Genomic DNA, 26167 nt, shown 5'->3' with positions numbered 1-26167 from the left:
AGCGCCGCTCGGCCAAGCCGTAGCGCTGATCACTGCGGCGCCGTGCGCGGCAGGGTGATGGTCACCCGCAGCCCGCACGGCTCGTTGGGGGCGTACGCGATGGTGGCGCCGCCCGCGGCGAGCAGCGCCCGGGAGATCGACAGCCCCAGGCCCGAGCCGGAGATGTTCTGGTGGCGGCTGCTGCGCCAGAAGCGGTCGCCGACGCGGGCGAGTTCGTCCTCGGTGAGGCCGGGGCCCCCGTCGGCGACGACGATCGCGACCGTGTCCCCGTCCGGCTGGGCGGAGACCACCACGTCAGCCCCGGTGGGAGTGAACTTCACGGCGTTGTCCACGACCGCGTCCAGGGCGCTGGACAGCGCCACCGGGTCGGCCCAGCCGGTGACGGCCGTCGGGCCCTGGTAGGACAGGCGGACGCCTTTGCGCTCGGCGACCGGGAGCCAGGCGTCCACGCGGTCGGTGGCGAGTTCGGCGATGTCGGCGAGCCCCAGGTCGGTGGTGGAGTGCTCGGCCAGGGCGAGGTCGAGGAGGTCGTCCAGGACCTGGGCGAGGCGCTTGCCCTCGGTGCGCACCGAGGCGATCTCCTCATGGCCGTCGGGCAGTTCGAGGGCCAGCAGCTCGATGCGCAGCAGCAGCGCGGACAGCGGGTTGCGCAGCTGGTGGGAGGCGTCGGCGACGAACGCCCGCTGTTGTTCCAGGACCTCTTCGACGTTGTCGGCCATCTCGTTGAAGGAGCGGGCGAGCCGGCGCAGCTCGGGAGGCCCGGAGGCGGCCGCGACGCGCGACTGCAGCCGCCCGGTGGCGATGTCGTGGGTGGCGGTGTCGAGGATCCGTACGGGGCGCAGCACCCAGCCGGTGAGCCGGAAGGCCGCGCCGACCGCCAGGAGCATCGCGGCCGCCTCCCCCGCGCCGATCAGCAGCCAGCCGTGGATGATGCGCGAGCGCATCTGCCCGGTGGGCGAGTCGGTGACGACGACGGCCACCACGTCGCCGTCGCGCACCACCGGGGAGGCGACGGTGAGCCGGCCCTCCTGCCAGGGCCAGACCTGGTCCGGGTCGTGGCTGCGACGGCCCTGGAGGGCCTCGTCGAAGGCCTCGGCGCCGTCCCCGTCTTCGGGCAGCCGCCAGTCGCCGGGCGCCTGGGCCATGGGACGGCCGTTCCGGTAGAAGACGCCGCCCCGGATGCCGTACAGCTCGTGGTAGCGCCGGAGCTCGGCCCTCAGGGTGCTCAGCCGTTCGTCGTCCTCGGCGGTGGCGGCGGCCGCCGGCCCGGCCGTGACGAACTGGGCGAGCGCGGCGAACCGCGCGGTGTCGTCGATCCGGTCGACGACCACGCGCTGCTGCTCGCGGGCGGCCACGCTGCCGGCGAGCGGGAAGCCGAGCGCCAGCAGCACGCCGGCCATGAGGACGATGAGGAGCGGGAGAAGTCGGGTGCGCACGGGGAGAAGTCTCGCGGGTCCTCAGACGGCCGGTGACACCAGGCGGTACCCGACGCCGCGGACCGTCTCGATCAGGGCGGGCATGCGGAGTTTGGAGCGGAGCGAGGCGATGTGCACCTCGAGGGTGCGCCCGGTCCCCTCCCAACTGGTGCGCCAGACCTCGCTGATGATCTGTTCGCGGCGGAAGACGACGCCGGGGCGCTGGGCGAGCAGCGCAAGCAGGTCGAATTCCTTGCGGGTGAGGGAGATGGTGGTGCCGTCCACCGCGACCTGCCGGGTGGGCAGATCGAGGGTGACGGGGCCGATCCGCAGCGGCGGCTGGCGGCCGTCGGTGGTCTCCTCGGGGCTCGCCGCGGGCTCGGCCGGAAGCGTGCGCCGACTCACAGCGTGGATCCGGGCGAGCAACTCCATGGTGTCGTAGGGTTTGACCACGTAGTCGTCGGCACCGAGGTTGAGGCCATGGATGCGGGATCGTACGTCCGCCCGCGCGGTCACCATGATCACGGGAGTGGTGGTCCGCTTGCGGATGCGGCCGCACACCTGGAAGCCGTCCTGATCCGGCAGACCGAGGTCGAGCAGCACCACGCCGAACGGCGGCCCCGAGTCGGGCAGCAGCGCTCTGAGCGCCTCCTCGCCGCTGCGAGCGTGCGTGACATCGAAACCGTGCCTCGCGAGCACCGCGGACAACGCCGCGGCGACATGGTTGTCGTCCTCGACGAGCAGCAGTCGCACCGACCTCTCCACCACCTTTCGGAAAGTGGCGCATGTGTTTCGGCAACATGGCCACAGGGCATCCACGCCCAGTGGACGCGTGCTCGTCAAGACGCATTCAGTCACACTTGGGTTTCCGTTATGTAGCCGGTACGACAGCAGCGGATCACAGATACACAGAGTGTCGGACCACTGTCATATCGTTATCCTCAATTTCCGCTCAGATGTGATGACGCTGGTCTCGGCGGCCCCCTAAGGTCCTCCCAACCGAGGAGGACGGAGCGAAACGCCGAATGAGCGAAGTACCGGTGACCAAGGACGCAACGCCTGTTGCGGACGCGTTGGTTGCGCTGTCAGGAGTCAACAAGCACTTCGGCGCGCTGCATGTGCTCCAGGACATCAACCTGAACATCGCACGGGGCGAAGTGGTCGTCGTGATCGGCCCTTCCGGGTCCGGCAAGTCGACCCTCTGCCGCACCATCAACCGCCTGGAGACGATCGACTCCGGCACCATCACGATCGACGGCAAGCCACTGCCTCAAGAGGGCAGGGAGCTGGCCCGGCTGCGTGCCGACGTCGGCATGGTCTTCCAGTCGTTCAACCTCTTCGCGCACAAGACCGTGCTCGAGAACGTGATGCTGGGCCAGCTGAAGGTGCGCAAGGTCGACAAGAAGGCCGCCGAGGAGAAGGCCCGCACCCTGCTCGACCGGGTGGGCGTGGGCAAGCAGGCGGACAAGTACCCCGCGCAGATGTCCGGCGGTCAGCAGCAGCGCGTGGCCATCGCCCGGGCGCTCGCCATGGACCCGAAGGCGATCCTGTTCGACGAGCCGACCTCCGCGCTCGACCCGGAGATGATCAACGAGGTGCTGGACGTCATGCAGCAGCTCGCCCGGGACGGCATGACGATGGTCGTCGTCACCCACGAGATGGGCTTCGCCCGCTCCGCGGCGAACCGGGTGGTCTTCATGGCCGACGGCCGGATCGTCGAAGAGGCCAAGCCCGAGGAGTTCTTCAACAACCCCCGCAGCGAGCGGGCCAAGGACTTCCTGTCCAAGATCCTTCACCACTGAGCCCCACCTCAGCACCGATCCCCCCCACGTCACCACTGAGCCCCGCACGGCTCACCCACGTCTGCACGCACAACAACCTGAGGGATGCACGATGAGTATTCGTAAGACGGCCGCTGCGGCTTCGGTGGTTCTGGCTCTGGCTGCGACCGCTGCCTGCGGTGGCAAGGAGGGGAACGCCGGTGACAAGCCCAAGGGCGGCGAGGTCATCAGCGGCAAGTACACCGTCGCCAAGGACGTGAAGCTGGACTCGCCGACCCTCAAGGCGGCGCAGAAGCGCGGCAAGCTGATCATCGGCGCCAAGGCCGACCAGCCCTACCTCGGCTTCGAGGACACCACCGGCAAGCGCTCCGGCTTCGACATCGAGATCGCCAAGATGGTCGCCGCCGACCTGGGCTTCTCCGAGGACCAGATCGAGTTCAAGACGGTCGACTCCAACGTCCGCGAGACCTCCATCTCCAAGGGCCAGGTCGACTACTACGTCGGCACCTACACGATCAACGACGAGCGCAAGAAGCAGGTCGGCTTCGCGGGGCCGTACTACGTGGCCGGCGCGGACCTCCTGGTGCGCAAGGACGAGAAGGACATCACCGGCCCGGAGTCGGTCAAGGGCAAGAAGGTCTGTTCCATCGTCGGCTCCACCCCGCTGCAGGAGATCAAGAAGTCGAAGTACGGCGCCAAGACCACCGAGCTCGGCAAGTACTCGCTGTGCGTCAAGCAGCTGCTGGACGGCCAGGTGGACGCGGTCACCACGGATGACGCGATCCTCAAGGGCTACGCCGCCCAGCGCCCGAGCAAGCTCAAGGTCGTCGGCAAGCCGTTCACCAAGGAGCCCTACGGCATCGGCATGAACAAGGGCGACAAGGCGCTGCGCGACGCGATCACCGACGCGCTCGAGAAGCACATCAAGAACGGCGACTACAAGAAGGCGTACGAGGGCACGCTCGGCAAGTCCGGCTCCGCCTACGTCGCCCCCGAGACGCCCCTGCCGCGCTACTGAGCCGGTTCTCCCCGTACGCCCTGAAGCCGGTGCGATCCGTCGCGCTGCCCTGACCGCTAGCGCGGAGAACAGATGAATCTACTCTTCGATTACTTCCCTGAGTTCCGCGAAGGTTTCCTCGGAACCCTGTCGCTGACCGCGGCCAGCGCGGCGCTCGCCCTCATCCTCGGCATCGTCATGGCCGGCTTCAGGGTGTCCCCCATCCCGCCGCTGCGTGCCTTCGGCACCGCCTGGGTCACCCTGCTGCGGAACACCCCGCTGACCCTGCTGTTCCTGATAGCGTTCTTCGTGATCCCGCAGATCCTCTTCCCCGGGACGAGCCCCTACAAGCTCGCCGTGGGGGCCCTGGGCTGCTACACCTCGACGTTCATCTGCGAGGCTGTCCGATCCGGCATCAGCACGGTGCCGATCGGGCAGGCCGAGGCGGCCCGGTCGCTGGGGATGACCTTCTTCCAGACCCTGCGGATGATCGTCCTGCCGCAGGCCACCCGGACCGTGATCCCCCCACTGAGCAGCATATTCATCGCGCTCACCAAGAACTCCGCGATCGCGGGCGCCTTCAGCAACACCGAGTTGTTCAACGTCTCGAAGCTGCTGAACGACAAGGGATACCCGACCGGCTGGATCTTCCTGTGGATCGCCCTCGCCTACCTGGTCATCACCCTCGCCATCAGCGGACTCTTCCGACTGCTTGAGCGCCGCATGGAGGTGGCCCGATGAGCGCAAGCGTCCTGTACGACGCACCCGGCCCCAAGGCCCGTATTCGCAACCGCGTGTACTCGGTCATCGGCACTCTCGCCGTGCTCGGCCTGATCGCCTTCATCGTCGTGCGGCTGAACGACAAGGGCCAGTTCGCGCCGGAGATGTGGGACATCTTCAACTACGCGGGTGTCCGCAACGACATCGTCGACGGCCTGCTGACCACCCTCCAGGTGTTCGCGGTGGCCGCGGTGCTGTCGCTGGCGCTCGGCGTGGTGCTGGCGGTCGGCCGGCTCTCGGACCACAAGGCGGTCCGCTGGTTCGCGACCGGCTTCATCGAGCTGTTCCGGTCCATCCCGCTGCTGATCACGATCTACGCCCTGTGGCAGATCTTCCTCACCTACAAGAACGACCTGGGGTTCGCCGGCGACGGGACGGAGTTCTGGGCCCTGGTCGTCGGCCTGGCCGTCTACAACGGCTCGGTGCAGGCGGAGGTGTTGCGGGCGGGCATCAACTCGGTGCCCAAGGGGCAGCGCGAGGCCGCCTACGCCCTGGGCATGCGCAAGACCCAGGTCATGATGACCATCCTGATCCCGCAGGGTGTCCGCGCGATGCTGCCGACCATCATCAGCCAGCTGGTGGTCACCCTGAAGGACACCTCGCTCGGCTACGTCATCACGTACCAGGAGCTGCTGTACCAGGTCCAGCAGATCGCCGGCAACACCGTCGTCAACGACGACTACCCGTACGTCCCGCTGATCATCGTCGGCGGTGCCATCTACGTGGCTCTGTGCATGGCACTGTCGGCCCTGGCCACCTGGATCGAGCGGCGCGGCCGGCGCGCCAAGAGCGGCATCGCGGTCGCCCCGGCCGAGCAGCCGATCGCCGCGGGAGACGCTCTGGACGTCATCGATCACTCCGAGGTCGCCGGTCCGGCCGGCACCGCGACGAAGAACTGACCGCTGACGCGGTCCGACATCCGGTCCGACGGGGGCGGTGGCGCGCACGCGCCACCGCCCCCGTCGCTTGACGCGGGGACCCGCAGTGGGTTGCATACTTTGTGTGATCGCGCACCGGGTTTCAGCTGCCAGTTTTCGTCTGTCACGTACGCCGCGCAGGGACACGGGAACCGCGCCGTGGACCCGGTGATCGTCGCCGGGGCGGGCCCGGTCGGCCTCGCCCTGGCCCTCGCGCTCGCGCGCTCCGAAGTGCCCGTCATCCTGCTGGATGAGAGCCAGGGCGGCGACGAGCCCCGCCCCGCCCGTACGGTCGTGCTGCGCCCCGACACCGCAGCCCTGCTGGAGCGGCTTGGCTGCCGGGCCGCCGACGCGGCCGAGCCGTGGACCGGCTGGCGCACCCTGCGGCGTCGGCAGGTGGTCCGGCAGCTGGCCCTGGCCCCCGACGGGGTCCACCCGGGCAGTGGCCACCCGGACGGCCGCGGCGGCCGGCCCGCGGACGAGGAGACGGAGGCGGCGCCGCCGTCGCCGCTGCATCTGCCCCAGCACGAGCTCACCCGCGCCCTGCGCGCCGCGCTGGCCGCGGTCCCCGGCGAGGACCTGGTGCGGATCGTCCGGGGCACCCGCGTCGACACCCTGGAGCAGGACGCCCGGGGCGTCACCGTCCACACCCGGGGCGCCCAGAGCACCTGGTGGCGGGGCGGTTATCTGATCGGCTGCGACGGGCCGCGGTCCACCGTCCGCAAGCTCCTGGGCGTGCGCTTCCCCGGTCGCACCGCGGTGGAACGGCACGCGGTCGCCGCGCTGCGCGCCGAACTCCCCTGGCCCGGCGAGGCGGTCCTGCACCGCTCTCCACCGTGGCGCGCGGCCGACGCGGAGGTGCTGGCCCGGCCGCTGCCGCGCGGCGTCTGGCGGCTGGACTGGCTGCTGCCGCCGGGCCGGGACCTGGTCACGCCGGAGGCGCTCCTCGCGCGGGTGCGCGACACCCTCGCGGGGTGGTGCGGCGATCCCGCGCTCCCCCATGAGCTTCTGGACACCGGCGTGCACACCGTGCACCACCGGCTCGCGCGCCGCTGGCGCGTCGGCCGTGTCTTCCTCGCCGGGGACGCCGCCCACCTGGTCGGCGCGCTCGGCACCCAAGGGCTCGACGAGGGGCTGCGCGACGTCGGCAACCTCTCCTGGAAGCTGTCCCTCGCCTGGCACCACGGGGCGACGGAGGCGCTGCTCGACAGCTACCAGGCCGAGCGGCGCGGCGCGGTGGGAGCCCGGCTGCGCGCCGCGGACCAGGCGCTGCCGCTGGCGCGGGCGGCCGGCGGCTGGCACGCGGTACGGCGCTCCGTACTGCCCGGCGCGGTGCGCGCCCACGACGCGCTGCTCACCGACGGTCACCTGGGGCGCGGCCCGCTGGGCGAGCCGCCGGTCCACGACCGCTCGCCCCTGACGCCCGCGGCGGCCCCCGAGGGCTCGGTCGCCGTCGACACCGAGATCGGCGCCCTCGCGGCCGATGTGCCGGTGACCGCCCCGGACGGGTCGCTCACCCGGCTGTGGGCGCGGCTCGGGCGGGAGCCGCTGGTCGTCCTCGTCGCCCCCGGGACGGGCGTGTGGGACCGCCGCCACTGGCTGCGCGCCGGGCTGATGCCACGGCTCGCGGCGGCGATCGCGGCGCTCCCGGTGGGGGCCGAGCTGCTGGTGGCCGAGGAGTACCCGGGAGCCCCGGCCCACACCGTGCTCCTGGTGCGGCCCGACGGGCATCTGGTCGCGGCGCTGGCCGGGGTGCGCCCGGCGGAGCTGTACGCGTGCGTGGACGCGGCGCTGGGCGGGCGGGCCGGACGGGGCGCGGCCGAGGGGCCCGCGGTGGAGGCGGAGGCGACGGCGCGCCGATAGGGCGGTGCGCGCGGCGCGCACGCCGCGCGCACCGGAGTGGGCGTCAGGTGGTGCCTCCGGCGTGCCACCAGGAGGCGTACGGGACGCGTCCGAGGGGTGGACGGGAGTAGTTGACCTTGGGTTCCGGGGCGTGGTTGAGTACGCCGCGTGACTGACGCCCGGTTGCCGCGCTTCTGGCGGAGGGTCCATGTGGACCTCGTCCGCTACGCGGGCTGCGTCTGTTGCCCCTCCTGTTGATCGACTTCTTTCCCGCGCGGCTCGGACCGCGCCCCTTTGCGATCACTCAGGACGGTCTCCGTGCCCGACACAAGCACTTCCTCGCCCACCCTGCCCGCGGGTTCCGCCCGGCCCTCCGCCGACGCCGCGCCCACCCCGGCGGAACTCCTGGAATTCGTCCGCCGGACGGCGGCCGACACCGCCCTCGTCGACTCGCTCCCCCTCGACCCGGAGGGCCGCACCTGGCTGCGGCTCGAGGGGCCGGGCGGCAGCGAGGCATGGCTGATCGGCTGGCCGCCCGGCACCGGCACCGGCTGGCACGACCACGGCGGCTCGCACGGCGCGTTCGTGACGGCGGCCGGAGAGCTCTGGGAACAGTCACTCGCGGCGCGCCTGCCCACCGAGGGCTGGAAGACCCTGGAACTGGCCGACGACGTCGACCGCGAGCGGCGGGTCGCCGCCGGACAGGGCCGCGCCTTCGGGCCGCACCACGTGCACGAGGTGCTCAACACCTCCACGGACCGGCACGCCGTGTCGGTCCACGCCTACTACCCGCCGCTGCCGCTGATCCGCCGGTACAGCCGCACCGGAGCGGTGCTGCGGCTGGAGCAGGTCGAGCGGCCGGCCGAATGGGAGTGATCCGGTGAGCCGGAAGCGGAGCATCGACGACCTGCTGGCCGAGGCCCGTGCCGGACTCGACCGCCTCGGGCCCGAGGAAGCCGCCGCGGCGCACGCCGAGGGCGGGCTGCTGGTGGACATACGGTACGCGGCGCTGCGGGAGCGGGACGGGACGATACCGGGGGCGCTGATCGTCGAGCGCAACGAACTGGAGTGGCGGCTCGACCCGCTGTGCGACCACCGGCTGCCGGAGGCCACCGACCACGGCCTGCGGGTCGTGGTGGTGTGCAACGAGGGGTACGCCTCCAGCCTCGCGGCGGTCTCGCTGCGACAGCTCGGGCTGTCCCGCGCCACGGACCTGGTGGGCGGCTTCCAGGCGTGGCGCGCGGCGGGCCTTCCGGTGCGCCCCCACCCCTGAGCGCCCCCGCCCGCAACCGACCGGCCGGCCCCCGGACTTGAGCCTTTGCCGTTCCCGGGGGCCGGTGCGCGGTTCAGTCCTGGGTTCAGTCCTTGGCCGAGGCCAGGTCCACCGGCCGGGCCGACAGGGCCAGCCGCCCGGGCAGCACGGTCGCCGCGAAGGCCAGCAGCGCCGCGAGCCCCAGCACGAGGGCGTAGGTGAGCGGGACGACGGTGGGCGCCGCGCCGCCGGTCATGCCGACGCTGAACGCGGTCAGGACGGCGAGCGCCGTCCCGGTGCCCAGGACGACCGCGATCAGCAGCAGGCCCGCCGTCTCGAGTCGCAGCATCCGCAGCACCTGGCGCCGCGTGGCCCCGGCCAGCCTGAGCTTCGCGAACTCCCGGCCGCGCTCGGCCGTGGACATGGCCAGGGTGTTGACGACGGCGATGGCGGTGAAGGCCACGATGAGGCCCATCGCGATGTAGTCGACCTCCGCGTTCGACCGGGCGGTCGCGGCGCGCAGTTCCTCCACCCGGTCCGGGTCGAGGACCCGGACCCCCGGGAAGCCCCGCACGGCCTTCGCCACCCGGGCCCGCGCGGCGTGGTCCGCGGCCACGAGCACCGACGAGGCCAGCGGATTGTCGACGTGCCGGGCCACCAGGTCGTGGGGCAGGGTCAGATCCCCGAAGCCCAGCCCGCGGGCGTAGACGGCGACGACCGTGAGCGTGGCGGGGGTGCCGTCCCCGAGGGTGAGCCGCAGCCTGCCGCCGGGGGCCAGTCCCAGGTCGTCGGCCGCGACCTCGCTGAGGGCCGCGGTGCCGGCACCGAAGCGGGCCAGGGAGCCCCGGGTGACGTCCGGGTCCCAGGTCCGGGTCAGGCCCTGGGGGGTCACGCCCTGCGCCTGGTACTTGTCGAGGCCGACGCGCACGGTGGTCCGCACCACCTCGGTGGCCGCCGTGACCCCCGGCGTCCCGCGGACCGCGGCGGCCGCCGCCCCGGGCACGCCGGGGCCCTGGGACGCGAGCGTCCAGTCGGCGCGGTTGCCGTCCCTGGCCTGGCGCCGGGCGGCGTCGTCGAGCGTGGGATGGAGGAAGAGGACCGTCGCGGCCATGCCGATGAGCAGCACGAGCGGGGTGACGGCGGTGGCCATCCGGGTGGCGTTCCCCCGGAGGTTGGCGGTGGCCAGCCGGCCCCAGGGCCGTACGACGCGCAGCGGAAGCGCGAGGACCGCCACCGCCGTACGGACGATCAGCGGGCCGAGCAGCGCGACGGCTCCGGCGAGGACGACGACGGCGAGGTAGGTGACGGGGGTCGAGGCGGGCTCGGTGTGCAGATGGCCGAGGAGCACGACCAGGACCACTCCGCCGGCCAGCAGCGCCAGTCCGGCCAGCGTCCGCCCCAGGGCCGGGCGGGGCCGCGGGGCCGCGGCCTCGGACAGGGCCTCGGCGGGCCGGATGCGGACGATCCGGCGGGCGGAGATCCGGGCCGCGGCCCAGGCGCCGAGCAGCGTGGTGGCCACGGCCGCGCCCATCGGGAAGAAGCCGACGGCCAGGTGCAAGGTGGCGGGGACGGCTCCCACCTCCACGAACCGGCCGTACAGCCAGTGGGCGAGGGGCAGTCCGGCGAGCGCGCCCAGGGCGCCCGCCACCAGGCCGACGAGCAGGGCCTCCCGGCCGAGCAGGCGGCGGATCTGGCGCGGGGTGGCGGCGATGGCGCGGAGCAGCGCGATCTCGCGGTGTCGCTGCTGGATGGAGAGCGCGAAGGTGCCGACCACGACGAGGACCGCGACCAGGAGCGAGGTGCCGCCCATGGCCCCGCCCATGCTGACCAGGCGGGTGCGGGCGGCCGCCGCGTCGGGGAATTCGGTGGGCCCGCGGTCGCCGCCGGTGTGGATCCGGGCCTTGGTGCCGGTCAGGGCCGTGGCGAGGTCGTGCTTCAACCGGGCGGGGTCGGTGCCCGGCTCGGGCAGTACGCCGATGGCGGCGACCCGGCCGGGGTGGGCGGCGAGCCGGGTGGCCTCGGAGTCGGTGAAGAACAGGCTGGTCTGCCGGCGCAGCTCGCCGCCGGCCGGGGCGGCGATGCCGGTGACGCGGTAGGTGCGGGGGGCGGCGGTGGACTGGACGGTGAGCCGGTCACCGGGCTCGAGGCCGGCGCGGGCCGCGAGTGCGCGGTCGACGACGACGTCTCCGGCGAGGCGCGGGGCGCTGCCGCGGGTGAGGGCGAAGGGGGTCAGCGGCGCGGAGCTCCAGGCGTGGCCATAGGAGGGGGTGCCGTCGGGGCCGGACAGGACGCGGCCGTCGGGCGTCACCGCGTGGGCGGGGAAGGTGACTTCGGGGACCGCCCGGCGCACTCCGGGGACCCGCTGGAGGGTGCGCACCGTCCCGTACGGCAGCCAGGCGTGCTCGGCGAGGGGCTTGGCCTTGTGCTTGACCTTCGTCTTGCCCTTCTTGTGCTTGACCGTGACCTGGTGCACGTACTGGTCGGCCGAGACGACGACGGGGGTCGCGGCATAGCGCTCGGTGGCGATGGAGCCGCGCAGGCCGGTCTCCAGCAGCACGCCGCAGGCGGTGATCAGCGCCGAGGCGCAGAAGAGGGCGAGCAGCGCGCCGATGAATCCGCCCTTGCGGGCGCGCAGGGTCCGTATCGCATAGCGCAACATCATGGCTCGCCGTGCGGTGTGCTCTGTCATGAGCGCACCATTCCACGGGGCCGGGGGCGGGGGCGCTCCGGCCGACCGGCCTCTTCAGGGTCGGGTTAACCCCCCTCTCCAGCAGGTCGGGGCCGCCGACCGCACCGGACTCACCCCTCGGGCAGATGCCGCTCCAGCAGCTCCGGGTCCTCCCCCTCCTCCTCCAGCGCGCGCCGCACCACCCGCAGCGCCAGCCCCTCCGCATAGCCCTTGCGCGCGAGCATCCCGGCCAGCCGGCGCAGCCTCTTCTCCCGGTCGAGGCCGCGGGTGGCCCTCAGCTTGCGCTCCACCAGCTCGCGGGCGGTGTGCTCCTCCTGCTCGGCGTCGAGCTGCCCGACGGCCTCGTCGATCAGCGCCGGGTCCACCCCCTTCGTGCGCAGCTCCCGCGCGAGCGCACGGCGGGCGAGGCCCCGGCTGTGGTGGCGGGACTCCACCCAGGCGTCGGCGAACGCCGCGTCGTCGATCAGCCCCGCGTCCTCGAAGCGGGACAGCACCTCCTGCGCCACCTCGTCGGGGATGCCGCGGGTGCGCAGCGCGTCCGCGAGCTGTCGGCGGGTGCGCGGGGTCCCGGTGAGCAGGCGCAGGCAGATCGCCCGCGCCTGCTCCTCCGGGTCGCGCGGCGGCCCCTGCTCGGCCCTCGACGAGGAGGGGACGCCGCTGTCCGGGCCGGCCGGACGGCCTTGGCCGTCCGGCCAGTCGGTCCGCCGCGTCACGGTCAGCTCTTGGCCGTGGCGGCCTTGGCCGCCTTCGTCCCGGCCTTGGCCGCCGTGGCGGGCGCCGCCTTCACCGGTGCGGCGGCGGCCGCGGCCGGGGCGCCCGCGTCGGCGCCGGGCTCCACGGCCGGCTCCTCCCGCTTGACGCCGATGCCCAGCTTCTCCTTGATCTTCGTTTCGATCTCGTTGGCCAGGTCGGGGTTGTCCTTCAGGAAGTTCCGGGCGTTCTCCTTGCCCTGGCCGAGCTGGTCGCCCTCGTACGTGTACCAGGCGCCGGACTTGCGGATGAAGCCGTGCTCGACGCCCATGTCGATCAGGCCGCCCTCGCGGCTGATGCCCTGGCCGTAGAGGATGTCGAACTCGGCCTGCTTGAAGGGCGGCGCGACCTTGTTCTTCACGACCTTGACGCGGGTGCGGTTGCCGACCGCTTCGGTGCCGTCCTTGAGCGTCTCGATGCGGCGGATGTCCAGGCGCACCGAGGCGTAGAACTTCAGCGCCCGGCCACCGGTCGTCGTCTCCGGGGAGCCGAACATGACGCCGACCTTCTCGCGGAGCTGGTTGATGAAGATCGCGGTGGTCTTGGACTGGTTGAGCGCGCCGGTGATCTTGCGGAGCGCCTGGCTCATCAGCCGGGCCTGGAGGCCGACGTGGGAGTCGCCCATCTCGCCCTCGATCTCCGCGCGCGGCACCAGGGCGGCGACGGAGTCGATGACGATGAGGTCGAGCGCGCCGGAACGGATCAGCATGTCGGTGATCTCGAGCGCCTGCTCGCCGTTGTCCGGCTGGGAGAGGATCAGGGAGTCGGTGTCGACGCCCAGCTTCTGCGCGTAGTCCGGGTCGAGGGCGTGCTCCGCGTCCACGAAGGCGACCGTGCCGCCGGCCCGCTGGGCGTTGGCCACCGCGTGGAGGGTCAGGGTGGTCTTACCGGAGGACTCGGGACCGAAGACCTCCACCACACGGCCGCGCGGCAGGCCGCCGACGCCGAGGGCCACGTCGAGCGCCGTCGATCCGGTGGGGATGATCTCGATCGGCTCGTTCGGCCGCTCCCCCATGCGCATCACTGCGCCCTTGCCGAATTGCCGTTCAATCTGTGCGAGCGCGGCGTCGAGCGCCTTCTCGCGGTCGGTTCCTGCCATGGGTTCCACCCGGTTTGCTTGTGTCGATCGCTTCACGTCCACGACGCTAACGCCTGCCACTGACAAGCGGCCCGGACGCCCTCCGCCTGTGGATAACTCAGCCGAGATCCACCATGAGAATGGATGTTCGATTTTCGTGTCAACCGCGCCGCTTCAGCGCGTCGCGGGCCCGCGCGAGCGCCGACATGCCGCGCCGGCGCCGCGTCCGGCCCTGGACCCGCGGGTCGTCCGTCACGTCGTACCGCTTGATGTACGCGCCGAGGAACGCCTGCAGCGTCGCGGTCGCCGGGATCGCGATCAGCGCGCCCACCGCGCCCAGCAGGGCGGTGCCCGCGATGACCGAGCCGAAGGAGACGGCCGGGTGGATGTCCACGGTCCTGGCGGTGATGCGCGGCTGCAGCAGGTAGTTCTCGAACTGCTGGTAGACCACCACGAAGACCAGTACCCACAGCGCGTACCAGGGGTTGACGGTGAACGCGATGAGCATCGGCAGGGCGCCCGCCAGATAGGTGCCGATGGTCGGGATGAACTGCGAGATCGCCCCCACCCAGACGGCCAGCGCCGGGGCGTACGGCACGCCCAGCCACTCCAGCAGCACGTAGTGCGCTATGCCGGAGATCAGCGCCATCAGGCCACGCGAGTAGATGTAGCCGCCGGTCTTGGCGACCGCGATCTCCCAGGCGCGCAGCACCTCGGTCTGCCGGCTCGGCGGCAGCACCGAGCACAGGGCGCGGCGCAGCCGGGGGCCGTCGGCGGCGAAGTAGAAGGCGAAGAGGGTCACCGTGAGGACCTTGAAGAGCCCCCCGAGCACCTGCGCCGAGACGTCCAGCACGTTGTTCGCGCTGTTCTTGACGTAGCTCTGCAGCCACTCGGAGTGGAGCAGGCTGTCCTGGATCTCGACCCGCGACAGCTCGGTGTGGAAGGTCTCGTTGATCCAGCTGACCACCTGGTCCAGATACTTCGGGAACTCCTCGACCATGGTCACGATCTGGTCGGCGAGCATCGAGCCGAGCAGGGTGAAGAACCCGGCGACGCCGATCAGGATGCCGAGGAAGACCAGCCCGGTGGCCAGCCCCCGGCGCACGCCGCGCGCCGCCATCCGGTCCACGGCCGGTTCGACGGCGAGCGCGAGGAAGAACGCTATGAGGATGTTGAGGAGCAGTCCGGTCAGCTGGTCGAAGGCCCAGGTGGCGAGGCGGAAACAGGCCACCAGGGCCAGCGCGAGCACCATGGCGCGCGGGAGCCAGCGCGGCATGCGCCCGTCGGGCCGCGCCTCGCGGGCGGCGGCGGCCTCGGGGGCGGCGGGGACGCCGTCGGCGTCGGGCGGGAGGGTCTCTTCTGCGGGGGCCACTGGGCAAGTGTGGCGTACATCCGGGGCGGACATCCGGCCACCCCGCGAGTCGGGGCCCGCGGGACGGCGGCCGCGCGGCGCCCGCTCGGCGCTTGTTCAGCCCTTGCTCACCGCTCGGCTCAGCGCCTGTCAGCGCCTGTCCGTTCTTGTCAGCGCTTGTCCGCGCTTGTCCGCGCTCGTCAGCGCTCGTCAGCGCTCGTCAGCGCTCGTCAGCGCTCGTCAGCGCCGGTCCGCCGGAATCTCCATCGCGCGGCAGACCCCGCGCCAGACGTCCTTGGCCTCCCAGCCGGCGTCCAGCGCCTGGTGCACGGTGCGGCCGCCGAGCTCCGACATCACATGGTCGCGCGCGAAGGAGTCGGCGTACCCCTCTCCGAAGTAGTCCGCCATCCGTCGCCAGAAGTCCGTCAACCGCATGCGCCCAGTATCGCGCTCCTGGGGGTGCACTCCGGCGCGAGCCGCCGTGCGACAGCGCTTTCCGGCCTACGGTCGGCCCATGGACCGATCCGCAGCAGCCCCCTCCTCCCCGCTGGCCCGCGCCGAGCAGTTCGTATGGCTGACCGCCCGGGTGCTCGAGCAGCGCAGATTCGCGTACCACTTCCTGGGCGGGGGCGCCGACCCGGTCGAGACCGCGCTGACCGCGTACCTGGGGGACGACGGGGGCTACGGCCACGCCCTGGAGCCGGACCTGCGGGGCCCGCACAGCCGGCCGCAGCACGCCGCGCACGCGCTGCGCGTCCTGGACGGGATCGGCCGCTGCGGGGGGCGGCGCGCGGAGGGCCTGTGCCGCTATCTGACGGAGATCACCACCCCGGACGGCGCGCTCCCGGCGCACCGCCCCGCGCCGCCGGGCAGCCCGGCGGCCTTCGGGGGCCCGGTGGCGGACGGCCCGGCCGGGGACCTGCTCACCACCGGCCCGGTGGTGGGGCTGCTGCACCGCAACGACGTCTGGCATGCCTGGCTGTTCCGGGCCACCGACTTCTGCTGGGCGGCGGTCGCGGCGCTGGAGGAGCGCGCGGCGCCCCGTGCGGAGGAGGTCCTGGCGGCCGTCGCCTTCCTCGACGGCGCGCCGGACCGCCCCCGGGCGCTGGCGGCGGCGGAGCGGCTCGGCCGGCGGGTGCGCAAGCAGGGGCTGGTGGCGCTGGACCCCGAAGCCGCCCGGGCCACCCCGCCTCCGCACGGCCACCCCCCGGACCGGCGGATCTTCGTCCACGAGGTGGCGCCCACTCCCGGCTCCCCCGCCCGCGCATGGTTCACCGACACCGAAGTGGAGCGGTCGCTCGACTTCCTCGCGGACTCCCAGTGCGAGGACGGCGGCTGGCCCCTCCGCCGGAGCACCCGGGCGCCCGGGGCGGCCCTGGAGTCGCGGCCGATCGTGACCATCGAGGCCCTGCTGACGCTGCGCGCGTACGGCCGCGCCCTGTGAGGGGGCCCGCGGCTACAGCGCCCGTACGCCCGCGGTGACGGCCACCGCGACGGCGACCACCACCAGGAAGGGAGCGCGCGCCACCAGGGCGATCACGGCCGCGCCGAGCCCGGCGGCCCGCGCGTCGAGGACCAGGTGCCCGCCGTCGCCGAAGGTCTGCTGGGCGGTGAGGGCGGCCAGCAGCGCGACGGGGAGCAGCGCGGCCAGGCGCCGGACGAGCGGGCGCTCGAGCGCGCCGGCGGGCACCGACAGGCCCAGCAGTTTGACCAGGTAGCACCCGGCCGCGGTGACACCGATGGCGATCCAGGTGCTCAACGGTCCCTCCCCTCCCCGGTCGCGCGCCGGGCGCGCAGGCCGTGCGCGGCCAGCACGGCGGGCGCGGCGAGCGCCGCCACCAGGACCGGTACGCCGGCGGGCAGCGCCGGCAGGCAGCCGAGGACGAGCAGGGCCCCGAGGCCGGCCGCGGCCCGCTCGACCGTGCCGCGGAGGGGCCAGCAGGGCGAGGAAGACCGCCGGGCCGGCGGCGTCCAGCCCCCAGGCGGCGGTGTCGCCGAGCGCGGACGCGCCGAGGGCGCCGATCAGCGTGGTGAGGTTCCACAGGACGTACAGGCTCAGGCCGGTGACGGTGAAGCCGAGCCGCGCGCTCCGCCGGTCCGGCTGCGCCAGGGCGACGGCGGAGGTCTCGTCGATGACCCACTGGGCGGCCAGGGGCCGCACCGAACGGGGCAGCGCGAGGAGGCCGGACAGCCGCAGCCCGTAGAAGGCGTTGCGCACGCCCAGGAAGAACGCCCCCGCGGCGGCGGTGAGCGGATTGCCGCCCGCCGCCAGCGCGCCCACGAGGGCGAACTGCGAGGCGCCGGTGAAGACGAGGAGGCTGAGCGCGCAGGTCTGCGGGACGCTGAGGCCCGCGCCCGCCGACGTCACCCCGAAGGCGAAGCCGGAGAGCCCGACCGCGACCCCGACGCCCAGCGCGTCGCGGACCACGGCCGTGCTCGCCTTGGGCGCTCCGGGCGGGGAGCCGGTCACGGGCTCGGTTCCGGGCTCGTCTCCGGAACCGCGGTCGGCTCCGGGACCGGCCCCGGAGCCGGTACGTATGTCGATCTGTTCTGCCACACTCCGCACGCTAGGAGACCGGACCGGATCCGGTCTTGTACGTTCTTGCACGCTCGCGCCGGTAGGCGCCCGGTGGCACTCCGACGATCCGGGTGAAGTGGCGGTTCAGATGGGGCTGATCGGTGAAGCCGACGGCGACGGCGGCCTCGGCCGGGGCGGCCCCGCCCTCGAGCAGGCGGCGCGCCCGGCGCACCCGCGCGTCGGTGAGCCAGGTGTACGGCGGCATGCCGTAGGCGGCACGGAAGGCGCGCAGCAGGGCGAAGGGGCCCGTACCGAGCTCGGCCGCCAGGGCCTCCAGGGTGGGCGGGTCCGCCATCCGCGCGTCGAGGATCTCGCGGGCGCGTACCGCCACCCGCGCGCCCGCGGTGCGCGCCGGGCGTGCGGGGAGCGGGCCGCCGTGGCGCCGCAGCAGCCGGGCGACGGCGACGCGCAGCAGGCCGTCGGCGGCGAGCGCGTTGCCCTCCTCGGCCGCCCGGTGGACCTCGCTGATGAGGTGTGCGGCGTGCGCGTCCTCGACCAGGACCTCGCGGAACCCGACGGTGCCGCGGACCGTGGTGGTCTCGGCCGCGATCTCGGCGATCACCGACAGGGAGGGGTAGAGCGTGGCGTAGGCCCAGCCCTCCGGGGCCCCGGCGCGCGCGGTGTGCGGCACCTCGGGGTTGATCATGACGACGGTGCCGGGGCCGGCCCGCTCGGTGCCGCCCGGCAGCCCGACCTCCTCCACCCCGCGGGTGACCGCGCCGAAGACGTACCCGTCGTGCGAGTGCAGGGGGAAGCTGTGGTCCACGTAGCGGGCCCGCAGCAGGTCGAGGCCCGGCAGCGCGGTCCAGCGCCAGTGCCGTGCCCACTCCGCCGACCGCCGTTTGGTGTCCATGGGGTCATTGTGCGCCGCTCCCCGGGGCCCTGACCTGCGGGTCCGCCCGTTGTCAGTGGCCCGGTGCACGATGGAGGACATGGCAGGCCCAGCACTCGACGGTTTCTCCCCCGCGACCCGCGGATGGTTCACGGGCGCCTTCACCGCGCCCACGGCCGCCCAGGAGGGCGCCTGGCGGGCGATCGGCGAGGGCTCGGACGTGCTGGTCGTGGCCCCGACGGGCTCGGGCAAGACCCTGGCGGCCTTTCTCGCCGCCCTCGACCGGCTGGCCGGCACGCCCCCGCCGGCCGAGACCCGGAAGCGCTGCCGGGTGCTGTACGTCTCGCCGCTCAAGGCCCTGGCGGTGGATGTCGAGCGCAACCTCCGCAGCCCGCTCACCGGCATCCGCCAGGAGTCCGTCCGGCTCGGCCTGCCCGAGCCCGAGATCCGGGTGGGCGTGCGCTCCGGCGACACCCCGGCGGCCGAGCGCCGCGCGCTGGTCAGCCGGCCGCCGGACATCCTCATCACCACCCCCGAGTCGCTGTTCCTGATGCTCACCTCGTCCGCGCGGGAGGCGCTGCGCGGCGTGGAGACGGTGATCCTGGACGAGGTGCACGCCGTCGCCGGGACCAAGCGCGGGGCGCATCTCGCGCTCTCCCTGGAGCGGCTCGACGAGCTGCTGGCCCACCCGGCCCGGCGGATCGGGCTGTCGGCCACGGTGCGGCCGGTGGACGAGGTGGCGCGGTTCCTCTCGCCGCGGCGCAGGGTGGAGATCGTCCAGCCGCCCTCGGGCAAGGAGTTCGACCTGTCGGTGGTGGTCCCGGTCGAGGACCTGGGCGAGCTGGGCGGCTCGCCCGTCCAGGACGGGGACACGGGCGAGAAGCCGTCGATCTGGCCCCATGTGGAGGAGCGGATCGCCGATCTGGTGCAGGCCCACCGCTCGACCATCGTCTTCGCCAACTCCCGCCGCCTCGCCGAGCGCCTGTGCAACCGGCTCAACGAGATCGCGTACGAGCGGGCCACGGGCGAGGCGCTGCCCGAGGACCACTCCCCCGCCGAGCTGATGGCCGAGTCGGGGGCCGCCAAGGGGGCGCCCGCCCTGCTGGCCCGCGCGCACCACGGCTCGGTGTCCAAGGAGCAGCGGGCGCTGGTGGAGGAGGACCTGAAGGCGGGCCGGCTGCCTGCCGTGGTGGCCACCTCCAGCCTGGAGCTGGGCATCGACATGGGCGCGGTCGACCTCGTCGTCCAGGTCGAGTCGCCGCCGTCGGTGGCCTCCGGGCTGCAGCGGGTTGGCCGCGCCGGCCATCAGGTGGGGGCGGTCTCCACCGGTGTGGTCTTCCCGAAGTACCGCGGCGACCTGGTGCAGGCGGCCGTGGTCACCGAGCGGATGCGCGAGGGGGCCATCGAGTCGCTGCGGGTGCCCGCCAACCCGCTGGACGTGCTGGCCCAGCAGCTGGTCGCCATGGTGGCCGTGGACACCTGGGACGTGGACGAGCTGCTGGCCCTGGTGCGCCGGGCCGCGCCCTTCGCCGCGCTCCCGGAGTCCGCCTTCACCTCGGTCCTCGACATGCTCGCGGGCCGCTATCCCTCCGACGCCTTCGCCGAGCTGCGGCCGCGCCTGGTGTGGGACCGGGTGGCGGGCACCGTCACCGGGCGCCCGGGGGCGCAGCGGCTGGCCGTCACCTCGGGCGGCACGATCCCCGACCGCGGCCTGTTCGGGGTCTTCCTGGCGGGCTCGGACCCCAAGAAGGGCGGGGGCCGGGTCGGCGAGCTCGACGAGGAGATGGTCTACGAGTCGCGGGTGGGCGATGTGTTCACCCTCGGCACCACCTCGTGGCGGATCGAGGACATCACCCGCGACCGGGTCGTGGTCACCCCGGCCCCCGGCGTCCCCGGGCGCCTCCCGTTCTGGAAGGGCGATCAGCTGGGCCGCCCGCTGGAGCTGGGCCGCGCGCTGGGCGCGTTCCTCCGCGAGGTCGGCGGCCTGGCCCCGGAGGCGGCCCGGGAGCGGCTGCTGGCCGCGGGGCTCGACACCTGGGCCGCGGACAATGTGCTGGCGTATCTGGACGAGCAGCGCCGCGCCTGCGGCCATGTGCCGGACGACCGCACGATCGTCGTGGAGCGCTTCCGGGACGAGCTGGGCGACTGGCGCGTCGTCATCCACTCCCCCTTCGGCGCGCAGGTCCACGCGCCCTGGGCGCTGGCACTGGGCGCGCGCCTGGCCGAGCGGTTCGGTCTCGACGCGCAGGCGATGCACGCGGACGACGGCATCGTGCTCCGTCTGCCCGACGCGGACCTGATGGGCCTGGACCTGCTGGACGGCGACCCGATGGCCCCCGGGCGGGAGTACGACGCCGAGCAGTCCCCCGTCGGGGCGGCCGATGTCGCCTTCGACAAGGACGAGGTCGGCCAGATCGTCACCGACCAGGTCGGCGGCTCGGCGCTGTTCGCCTCCCGCTTCCGCGAGTGCGCCGCCCGCGCCCTGCTGCTGCCCCGCCGCGACCCGGGCAAGCGCACCCCCCTGTGGCAGCAGCGCCAGCGGGCCGCGCAGCTCCTCCAGGTGGCGAGCGAGTTCGGTTCGTTCCCGATCGTGCTCGAAGCCGTCCGCGAATGTCTGCAGGACGTCTTCGACGTACCGGGCCTGACCGAGCTGATGGGCGACATCGAGTCCCGCCGGGTCCGGCTGGTGGAGGTGACCACCCCCGAGCCCTCCCCGTTCGCCCGCTCGCTGCTCTTCGGCTATGTGGCGCAGTTCCTGTACGAGGGCGACTCGCCGCTGGCCGAGCGCCGGGCCGCGGCGCTCTCCCTGGACTCCCGGCTGCTGGCGGAGCTCCTCGGCCAGGCCGAGCTGCGGGAGCTGCTCGACGCGGATGTGCTGGCCGAGCTGGAGCGCGAGCTGCAGTGGCTCACCGACGACCGGCGGATCAAGGACGTCGAGGGCGTCGCCGACCTGCTGCGCGTCCTCGGCCCGCTCACCGACGCCGAGCTGTCCGAGCGCGGCGCCGAGGCCGCGTGGGCGCCGGAGCTGGCGGCGGCCCGCCGCGCCATCCGCGTCCGGATCGCCGGGCAGGAGCACTGGGCGGCCGTCGAGGACGCGGGGCGGCTGCGGGACGCGCTGGGCACCGCGCTCCCCGTGGGGGTGCCCGAGGCGTTCACCGAGCCGGTCAAGGACCCGCTCGGCGATCTTCTGGCCCGCTTCGCCCGCACCCACGGCCCCTTCACCTCCGCCCAGGCGGCGGCCCGCTTCGGCCTGGGCACCGCGGTCACCGAGGGGGCGCTGCACGGCCTCGCGGCGAGCGGCCGCATCGTCCAGGGCGAGTTCGCCCCCGCCGGGGCCGGCCAGGAGTGGTGCGACTCCGCCGTGCTGCGCCGGCTGCGCCGCCGCTCCCTGGCCGCGCTGCGCCATGAGCTGGAGCCCGTCCCGCCGGCCGCGCTGGCCGCCTTCCTCCCCCGCTGGCAGCACCTGGGCACGCACAGCCTGCGCGGGATCGACGGCCTGGTGCGCGCCGTCGAGCAGCTCCAGGGCGCCCCGGTGCCCGCCTCGGCCCTGGAGAAGCTGGTCCTGCCCTCCCGGGTCAGCGACTACACCCCCACCATGCTGGACGAGCTCACCGCGAGCGGGGAGGTCGTGTGGGCCGGGGCGGGCGCCCTGCCCGGCAAGGACGGCTGGGTCACCCTCCATCTCGCCGAGTCCGCTCCGCTGCTGCTCCACGCCCCGCACCCGCTGGAGATCGGCCCCCTCCACCAGGCGGTGCTGGACGCGCTGGCCGGCGGCTACGGGCTGTTCTTCCGCCAGATCGCCGAGCAGGTCCGAGCCGCCGGACACGACGTGCAGGACCCGCGGCTCGCGGAGGCCGTCTGGGACCTGGCCTGGTCCGGCCGGCTGACCGGCGACACCCTCGCCCCGCTGCGCGCCCTGATGGGCTCGGGCCGCACGGCCGGCTCCACCGCCCACCGCGCCAGGCGCGCGGTCCCCCGGGGCCGTTACGGCGGCCTGACCGCCCGCCCCACCGCCTCGCGGAACGGACCGCCCACCGTGGCGGGCCGCTGGTCCCTGCTCCCCGAGCGCGAGCCCGAGCCCACCCACCGCGCCCACGCCCTGGCGCGCACGCTGCTGGACCGCCATGGCGTGGTCACCCGCGGCGCGGTCGCCGCCGAGGGCGTCGAGGGCGGATTCTCCGCCGCCTACCGGGTGCTGTCCGCCTTCGAGGACAACGGCCAGGCCCGCCGCGGCTATGTGGTCGAAGGGCTCGGCGCCGCCCAGTTCGCCATGGACGGCGCGGTCGACCGGCTCCGCGCCGCGGCCACGGCCCGCGAGACCGGCGACCCGGCCCGCCGCGCCGTCCTCCTCGCCGCCGCCGACCCGGCCAACGCGTACGGAGCGGCCCTCCCCTGGCCCGATCCGCCGGGGGACGCGACCCACCGGCCGGGCCGGAAGGCGGGCTCCCTGGTGGTCCTCGTCGATGGAGAGCTGACCCTCTACATGGAGCGCGGCGGCAAGACGCTCCTCGCCTGGCACGACGACGCCCGGCTCGACGCGGCGGCCGAGGCGCTCGCCCAGGCCGCGCGGGCGGGCTCGCTGGGCACGGTGACCGTCGAGCGGGTCAACGGGGCGGCGGCGCTGTCCTCCCCGACCGGGCGCGCCCTGGAAGCCGTCGGCTTCCACCCCACCCCCCGGGGCCTGCGCCTGCGCCCCTGACCGCCCCGGGATCCACGCGGCCGGCGTCCCGGGCCCCGGCCCGCCCCGCGCCGCCGGGCGGCATCATGGAGCCATGCCCGAGGGAGACACCGTCTGGCGGACGGCCCGCCGTCTGCACCAGGCCCTGGCCGACCGGCCGCTGACCGGCTGCGACCTGCGCGTCCCCCGGCTGGCCACGGTCGACCTCGCCGGGCGCCGGGTCATGGACGTCACCGCGCGCGGGAAGCACCTCCTCACCCGCATCGAGGGCGGCCTGACCCTCCACTCACATCTGCGGATGGACGGGGCGTGGCGGGTCTACGACCCCGGCGAGCGGTGGCGCGGCGGCCCGCTCCACCAGGTCCGCGCCGTCCTGTCCACCGCCGACCACACGGCCGTCGGCTACCGCCTCCCCGTCCTCGACCTGCTCCGCACCGCGGACGAGGACCGGGTCGTCGGACACCTGGGCCCCGATCTCCTCGGCCCCGACTGGGACCCTCAGGAGGCCCTGCGCCGGCTGCTCGCCGATCCCGCCCGCCCCGTCGGCGAGGCGCTGCTGGACCAGCGCAACCTGGCGGGGATCGGCAATGTGTACAAGTCGGAGCTGTGTTTCCTGATGCGCGTCTCCCCCTGGCTGCCCGCCGGCCAAGTGCCGTCCCCGCAGCGCCTGGTGGCGCTCGCCAAGAGACTGCTGGAGGCCAACAAGGCCCGTCCGGCGCGGATCACCACGGCCGAGTCGCGAGCCGACCGCCGGCTGTGGGTCTACGGCCGGGCGGGCAAGCCCTGTCTGCGCTGCGGGACGCCGGTGCGCACCGACGGCCTGGATCCCTCCGGCCAGGAGCGGCTCACCTACTGGTGCCCGGCCTGTCAACCGGACCCGGCCTCCCCGGTCGGCCCGACTGATTGACGCTCCGTCAGATCAGGTCGTACGGTCGCGCCATGACCGTCATCGCGTACGACCTCACCGGCCGCACCGCCCTGGTCACCGGCGCGGCCGGCGGAATAGGCCGGGCCAGCGCCCTCCTGCTCGCCGAGGCCGGCGCGACCGTCCACTGCGCGGACCTGGACGGGGCAGGGGCGCGCCGGACGGCCGAGCGGATCAACGAGTCCCGGGGGAGCGCCCACGCCCACACCCTCGATGTCGCCGACCGGGCCCAGGTCGCCGCCGCCGTGGCCGCCGTCCGCGTAGGAGGCCGGCTGGACATCATGGCGAATATCGCGGGGATCATGCACAGCAGCCCGGTCCTGGAGACGGCCGACTCCGACCTGGACCGGGTGCTCGCGGTCAACTTCAAAGGGGTGCTGTACGGCTGTCAGGAGGCAGCCCGCGCCATGATCGAGCAGGGCGGCGGAGGCAGCATCGTCACGATGGCCTCCGGCGCCATCGACACGGGGGCGCCCGGCCTGCTGTGCTACGGCGTCGCGAAGGCCGCCGTCGTGCAGCTCACCAAGACCCTCGCCACCGAGGTGGGCCGCCACGGCATCCGCGTCAACGCCGTCGCCCCCGGCTGGATCCGCACGCCGATGACCGAGCGCGGCAGTAAGGAGGAGCAGCGCCGGGCCGAAGAACCGATGGCGCGGCGCGCTCCGCTGGGGCGGGTGGGAGAGCCGGCGGACGTCGCACACACGGTGCTCCACCTGGCGTCCGACGCCTCATCGTTCACGACCGGCCAGATCCTGCGCCCGAACGGCGGCGTCGCCATGCCCTGGTGACCCCGGCCGCGACCCCGGCCCCGACCACAGGCGGCGCACCGCCCGCCCCGGGGAGGGGCCGCAGTGAACCGGCAGCAGGCTCAATCCCCAGCCGCCGGCCGTGAAGGCGCCCTCGACGGGCCCGGTCTGCTCCGGCGCGGCGGCCAGCCGTAACACCGCCCACCACCAGACGCCACCGAGCGCGAGCGCGAGCATCCACCGGACCGGTCCCCGGCGCCGCTTGTCGTGCCGTTTACCGGCTCCTCCCAGGGCTGCCATCGACTGCCTCCTTCGGCCGACGCTAGACGCCCGCTCACTCGCGGCGGGAGGGCGTACGGGAGGCTCACGGGCGCGTATCACACATCCCACGCCCCTTGAGCCCGCCGATCACGCCGCCCCCGACAAGGTCACGCCGCCCCCGCCCGCCCCGGGGCCACCGCCGGCCCCGCCCGCTCCGGGCTAGCGACCGTTGACGTTCTCCGCCTGGAACATCCAGTGGTGCTTCTCCAGGTCCCGCGTGAGCCCGATCAGAATGTCCTGCGTCACCGGATCGGGTTCGGCCGTGGCCTCGATGCGCTCCCTCATCCGGGTGATCACGGCCCCGAGGCCGGCCACCAGGGCACGCACCGCGTCCGTGTCCTCGGTCCAGCCGCTCTTGGCCGTCTCGATGCCGCTGGTCGCCGCCACGGTCGCGGCACGGCCGTCCGGCGGCACCCCCAGCGCCGAGGCGCGCTCCGCCACGGTGTCGGCGTGCGTCCTGGCGGTGGTGACGACCTCGTCGAGCTGCAGATGGACCGAACGGAAGCGCGGGCCGACGATGGTCCAGTGAACCTGCTTGCCCACGAGCGCCAGGTCGACGAGGTCGACGAGGGCGCCCTGCAGCGCATCACCGACGACCTTGAGGTTCTCCTCCGAGAGGGGGCTCTTCACCACAGACATCCATCTCCTCCTTTTCGACCTGTTGACTGACCTTTGAATGCGTTTTGAACCATTTGGGGCCTATTGAACCCCTCCCTCCACCTTCCCACGTGTGTCCCGCAAACAACCTGGCAAACGTCGAGCCCCGGTCGGTTGTACACCGACCGGGGCTCGAAAGCTCTGCGCTGTCAGGCTGCGACGACGACCGTCAGGCCGCCACGACGTCCACGGCCTCCGTAGGCGCCTTGATGGTCACCCGCTCCTCCGGGACACCCGTCACGGACGTCACGGAAACCGAGTTGAGCATGGGCCGCATGGGTGCGGGCACCTTCTCGCTCGCCGCTGTCGACTCCGCGAGCTCCGCGAGCGACAACTCGTCGCTCACCTCTCGCATGACCTGGGACATCCTGACGTCCAGCGCGTCGCAGATCGCGGACAGCAGCTCGGAGGAAGCCTCCTTCTGGCCGCGCTCCACCTCTGAGAGATAGCCGAGGGACACCCGGGCGGAGGAGGACACCTCGCGCAGGGTACGGCCCTGGCGCTGGCGCTGCCGGCGCAGCACGTCACCCAGCAGGCGACGGAGCAGAATCATCGCTGGCTCCCTCCTCGGACCTCGG

At 73.6% G+C, this 26167-nt stretch carries 22 protein-coding genes and 2 pseudogenes; 12 read left to right on the top strand and 12 right to left on the bottom strand.

Annotation, left to right across the window (positions count from 1 at the left end):
* Nucleotides 1-29: 29 nt before the first annotated feature.
* On the bottom strand, nucleotides 30-1436 hold the full coding sequence (locus BBH68_RS22795; RefSeq protein WP_065965330.1) for a sensor histidine kinase: 1407 nt from the start codon (nucleotides 1434-1436) through the stop codon (nucleotides 30-32).
* A 21-nt stretch (nucleotides 1437-1457) separates the two neighbouring features.
* Nucleotides 1458-2168: a response regulator transcription factor gene (locus BBH68_RS22790; protein WP_065965329.1), complete on the bottom strand. Its 711-nt coding sequence runs from the start codon at nucleotides 2166-2168 to the stop codon at nucleotides 1458-1460.
* A gap of 272 nt (nucleotides 2169-2440) precedes the next feature.
* Between BBH68_RS22790 and BBH68_RS22785 the strand changes: the two genes are divergently transcribed.
* The 8 genes from BBH68_RS22785 (at nucleotide 2441) to BBH68_RS22755 (ending at nucleotide 9005) form a co-directional block, all read left to right on the top strand.
* On the top strand, nucleotides 2441-3217 hold the full coding sequence (locus tag BBH68_RS22785) for an amino acid ABC transporter ATP-binding protein (protein ID WP_065965328.1): 777 nt from the start codon (nucleotides 2441-2443) through the stop codon (nucleotides 3215-3217).
* Between the two features lie 91 nt (nucleotides 3218-3308).
* On the top strand, nucleotides 3309-4214 hold the full coding sequence (locus BBH68_RS22780; protein ID WP_065965327.1) for a glutamate ABC transporter substrate-binding protein: 906 nt from the start codon (nucleotides 3309-3311) through the stop codon (nucleotides 4212-4214).
* A 72-nt stretch (nucleotides 4215-4286) separates the two neighbouring features.
* Nucleotides 4287-4934 carry an amino acid ABC transporter permease gene (locus tag BBH68_RS22775; protein WP_065965326.1) on the top strand — a complete coding sequence of 216 codons (648 nt, stop codon included), beginning with the start codon at nucleotides 4287-4289 and terminating at the stop codon, nucleotides 4932-4934.
* Entirely contained in the window at nucleotides 4931-5872 is a 942-nt protein-coding gene (locus BBH68_RS22770; protein ID WP_065965325.1) for an amino acid ABC transporter permease, read from the top strand. Before BBH68_RS22775 ends, BBH68_RS22770 begins: the two co-directional genes overlap by 4 nt.
* A gap of 177 nt (nucleotides 5873-6049) precedes the next feature.
* A complete protein-coding gene (locus tag BBH68_RS22765) occupies nucleotides 6050-7753 on the top strand; it encodes an FAD-dependent monooxygenase (RefSeq protein WP_065965324.1) in 1704 nt (567 codons plus the stop codon).
* A gap of 147 nt (nucleotides 7754-7900) precedes the next feature.
* Nucleotides 7901-7990, top strand: coding sequence for a putative leader peptide (locus tag BBH68_RS44545; RefSeq protein WP_352140523.1), 90 nt, complete (start codon nucleotides 7901-7903; stop codon nucleotides 7988-7990).
* Between the two features lie 60 nt (nucleotides 7991-8050).
* Nucleotides 8051-8608: a cupin domain-containing protein gene (locus BBH68_RS22760; protein WP_076970701.1), complete on the top strand. Its 558-nt coding sequence runs from the start codon at nucleotides 8051-8053 to the stop codon at nucleotides 8606-8608.
* A gap of 4 nt (nucleotides 8609-8612) precedes the next feature.
* The gene (locus tag BBH68_RS22755; RefSeq protein WP_065965323.1) at nucleotides 8613-9005 is read left to right on the top strand and encodes a rhodanese-like domain-containing protein; all 393 of its coding nucleotides are present in this window, start codon (nucleotides 8613-8615) and stop codon (nucleotides 9003-9005) included.
* A gap of 85 nt (nucleotides 9006-9090) precedes the next feature.
* Here BBH68_RS22755 and BBH68_RS22750 read toward each other — a convergent pair whose 3' ends face one another.
* The 5 genes and pseudogenes from BBH68_RS22750 to BBH68_RS22730 form a co-directional block, all read right to left on the bottom strand.
* On the bottom strand, nucleotides 9091-11646 hold the full coding sequence (locus tag BBH68_RS22750; protein WP_065965322.1) for an ABC transporter permease: 2556 nt from the start codon (nucleotides 11644-11646) through the stop codon (nucleotides 9091-9093).
* Nucleotides 11647-11783: 137 nt separating this feature from the next.
* Nucleotides 11784-12476 (bottom strand): annotated as a pseudogene (gene recX, locus BBH68_RS22745) (recombination regulator RecX); the annotation flags it as partial.
* On the bottom strand, nucleotides 12389-13522 hold the full coding sequence (gene recA / locus BBH68_RS22740; protein ID WP_065965320.1) for a recombinase RecA: 1134 nt from the start codon (nucleotides 13520-13522) through the stop codon (nucleotides 12389-12391). The gene recA and the pseudogene recX, both read right to left, overlap by 88 nt.
* A gap of 139 nt (nucleotides 13523-13661) precedes the next feature.
* Nucleotides 13662-14873, bottom strand: a complete 1212-nt coding sequence (locus BBH68_RS22735) for an AI-2E family transporter (protein ID WP_065965319.1) — start codon at nucleotides 14871-14873, stop codon at nucleotides 13662-13664.
* Nucleotides 14874-15092: 219 nt separating this feature from the next.
* Nucleotides 15093-15287 carry a DUF3046 domain-containing protein gene (locus tag BBH68_RS22730; RefSeq protein WP_065965318.1) on the bottom strand — a complete coding sequence of 65 codons (195 nt, stop codon included), beginning with the start codon at nucleotides 15285-15287 and terminating at the stop codon, nucleotides 15093-15095.
* Nucleotides 15288-15366: 79 nt separating this feature from the next.
* On the opposite strand from BBH68_RS22730, the gene BBH68_RS42690 reads away from it, so the two are divergent.
* A complete protein-coding gene (locus BBH68_RS42690; protein ID WP_065965317.1) occupies nucleotides 15367-16296 on the top strand; it encodes a serine/threonine-protein kinase in 930 nt (309 codons plus the stop codon).
* A gap of 12 nt (nucleotides 16297-16308) precedes the next feature.
* On the opposite strand, the gene BBH68_RS22720 is transcribed toward BBH68_RS42690, so the two are convergent.
* The 3 genes and pseudogenes from BBH68_RS22720 to BBH68_RS22710 all read right to left on the bottom strand — a co-directional run bounded on the left by BBH68_RS22720 (nucleotide 16309) and on the right by BBH68_RS22710 (nucleotide 18283).
* Nucleotides 16309-16611 (bottom strand): AzlD domain-containing protein, encoded by a 303-nt coding sequence (locus BBH68_RS22720; protein ID WP_065965316.1) that lies wholly within the window; start codon nucleotides 16609-16611, stop codon nucleotides 16309-16311.
* Nucleotides 16608-17322, bottom strand: a pseudogene (locus tag BBH68_RS22715) (AzlC family ABC transporter permease). The gene BBH68_RS22720 and the pseudogene BBH68_RS22715 overlap by 4 nt, the downstream one beginning before the upstream one ends.
* Nucleotides 17323-17419: 97 nt before the next feature.
* A complete protein-coding gene (locus tag BBH68_RS22710) occupies nucleotides 17420-18283 on the bottom strand; it encodes an AraC family transcriptional regulator (RefSeq protein WP_065965315.1) in 864 nt (287 codons plus the stop codon).
* A gap of 79 nt (nucleotides 18284-18362) precedes the next feature.
* Between BBH68_RS22710 and BBH68_RS22705 the strand changes: the two genes are divergently transcribed.
* The 3 genes from BBH68_RS22705 (at nucleotide 18363) to BBH68_RS22695 (ending at nucleotide 24653) form a co-directional block, all read left to right on the top strand.
* Entirely contained in the window at nucleotides 18363-22961 is a 4599-nt protein-coding gene (locus BBH68_RS22705) for an ATP-dependent helicase (protein WP_065965314.1), read from the top strand.
* A gap of 73 nt (nucleotides 22962-23034) precedes the next feature.
* Nucleotides 23035-23847: an Fpg/Nei family DNA glycosylase gene (locus BBH68_RS22700; protein ID WP_065965313.1), complete on the top strand. Its 813-nt coding sequence runs from the start codon at nucleotides 23035-23037 to the stop codon at nucleotides 23845-23847.
* 32 nt (nucleotides 23848-23879) lie between these two features.
* The gene (locus BBH68_RS22695) at nucleotides 23880-24653 is read left to right on the top strand and encodes an SDR family NAD(P)-dependent oxidoreductase (RefSeq protein WP_065965312.1); all 774 of its coding nucleotides are present in this window, start codon (nucleotides 23880-23882) and stop codon (nucleotides 24651-24653) included.
* A 438-nt stretch (nucleotides 24654-25091) separates the two neighbouring features.
* On the opposite strand, the gene BBH68_RS22690 is transcribed toward BBH68_RS22695, so the two are convergent.
* A complete protein-coding gene (locus BBH68_RS22690) occupies nucleotides 25092-25571 on the bottom strand; it encodes a Dps family protein (protein WP_065965311.1) in 480 nt (159 codons plus the stop codon).
* Nucleotides 25572-25758: 187 nt separating this feature from the next.
* A complete protein-coding gene (locus BBH68_RS22685; RefSeq protein ID WP_065965310.1) occupies nucleotides 25759-26142 on the bottom strand; it encodes a helix-turn-helix domain-containing protein in 384 nt (127 codons plus the stop codon).
* Nucleotides 26143-26167 lie beyond the last annotated feature (25 nt).

It is taken from the genome of Streptomyces sparsogenes (assembly GCF_001704635.1).
Taxonomy (GTDB): Bacteria; Actinomycetota; Actinomycetes; order Streptomycetales; family Streptomycetaceae; genus Streptomyces; species Streptomyces sparsogenes.
This window is presented reverse-complemented; position numbering and strand designations above follow the sequence as displayed.

Bases quoted from the DNA above. Each gene is read 5' to 3' on its own strand.
- BBH68_RS22730 (WP_065965318.1), bottom strand. From the start codon at position 15,287: ATGCGGTTGACGGACTTCTGGCGACGGATGGCGGACTACTTCGGAGAG.
- BBH68_RS22780 (WP_065965327.1), top strand. From the start codon at position 3,309: ATGAGTATTCGTAAGACGGCCGCTGCGGCTTCGGTGGTTCTGGCTCTG.
- BBH68_RS22785 (WP_065965328.1), top strand. From the start codon at position 2,441: ATGAGCGAAGTACCGGTGACCAAGGACGCAACGCCTGTTGCGGACGCG.
- BBH68_RS22685 (WP_065965310.1), bottom strand. From the start codon at position 26,142: ATGATTCTGCTCCGTCGCCTGCTGGGTGACGTGCTGCGCCGGCAGCGC.
- BBH68_RS42690 (WP_065965317.1), top strand. From the start codon at position 15,367: ATGGACCGATCCGCAGCAGCCCCCTCCTCCCCGCTGGCCCGCGCCGAG.
- BBH68_RS22750 (WP_065965322.1), bottom strand. From the start codon at position 11,646: ATGATGTTGCGCTATGCGATACGGACCCTGCGCGCCCGCAAGGGCGGA.
- BBH68_RS22700 (WP_065965313.1), top strand. From the start codon at position 23,035: ATGCCCGAGGGAGACACCGTCTGGCGGACGGCCCGCCGTCTGCACCAG.
- BBH68_RS22775 (WP_065965326.1), top strand. From the start codon at position 4,287: ATGAATCTACTCTTCGATTACTTCCCTGAGTTCCGCGAAGGTTTCCTC.
- BBH68_RS22705 (WP_065965314.1), top strand. From the start codon at position 18,363: ATGGCAGGCCCAGCACTCGACGGTTTCTCCCCCGCGACCCGCGGATGG.
- BBH68_RS22695 (WP_065965312.1), top strand. From the start codon at position 23,880: ATGACCGTCATCGCGTACGACCTCACCGGCCGCACCGCCCTGGTCACC.
- BBH68_RS22770 (WP_065965325.1), top strand. From the start codon at position 4,931: ATGAGCGCAAGCGTCCTGTACGACGCACCCGGCCCCAAGGCCCGTATT.
- BBH68_RS22690 (WP_065965311.1), bottom strand. From the start codon at position 25,571: ATGTCTGTGGTGAAGAGCCCCCTCTCGGAGGAGAACCTCAAGGTCGTC.
- BBH68_RS22710 (WP_065965315.1), bottom strand. From the start codon at position 18,283: ATGGACACCAAACGGCGGTCGGCGGAGTGGGCACGGCACTGGCGCTGG.
- recA (WP_065965320.1), bottom strand. From the start codon at position 13,522: ATGGCAGGAACCGACCGCGAGAAGGCGCTCGACGCCGCGCTCGCACAG.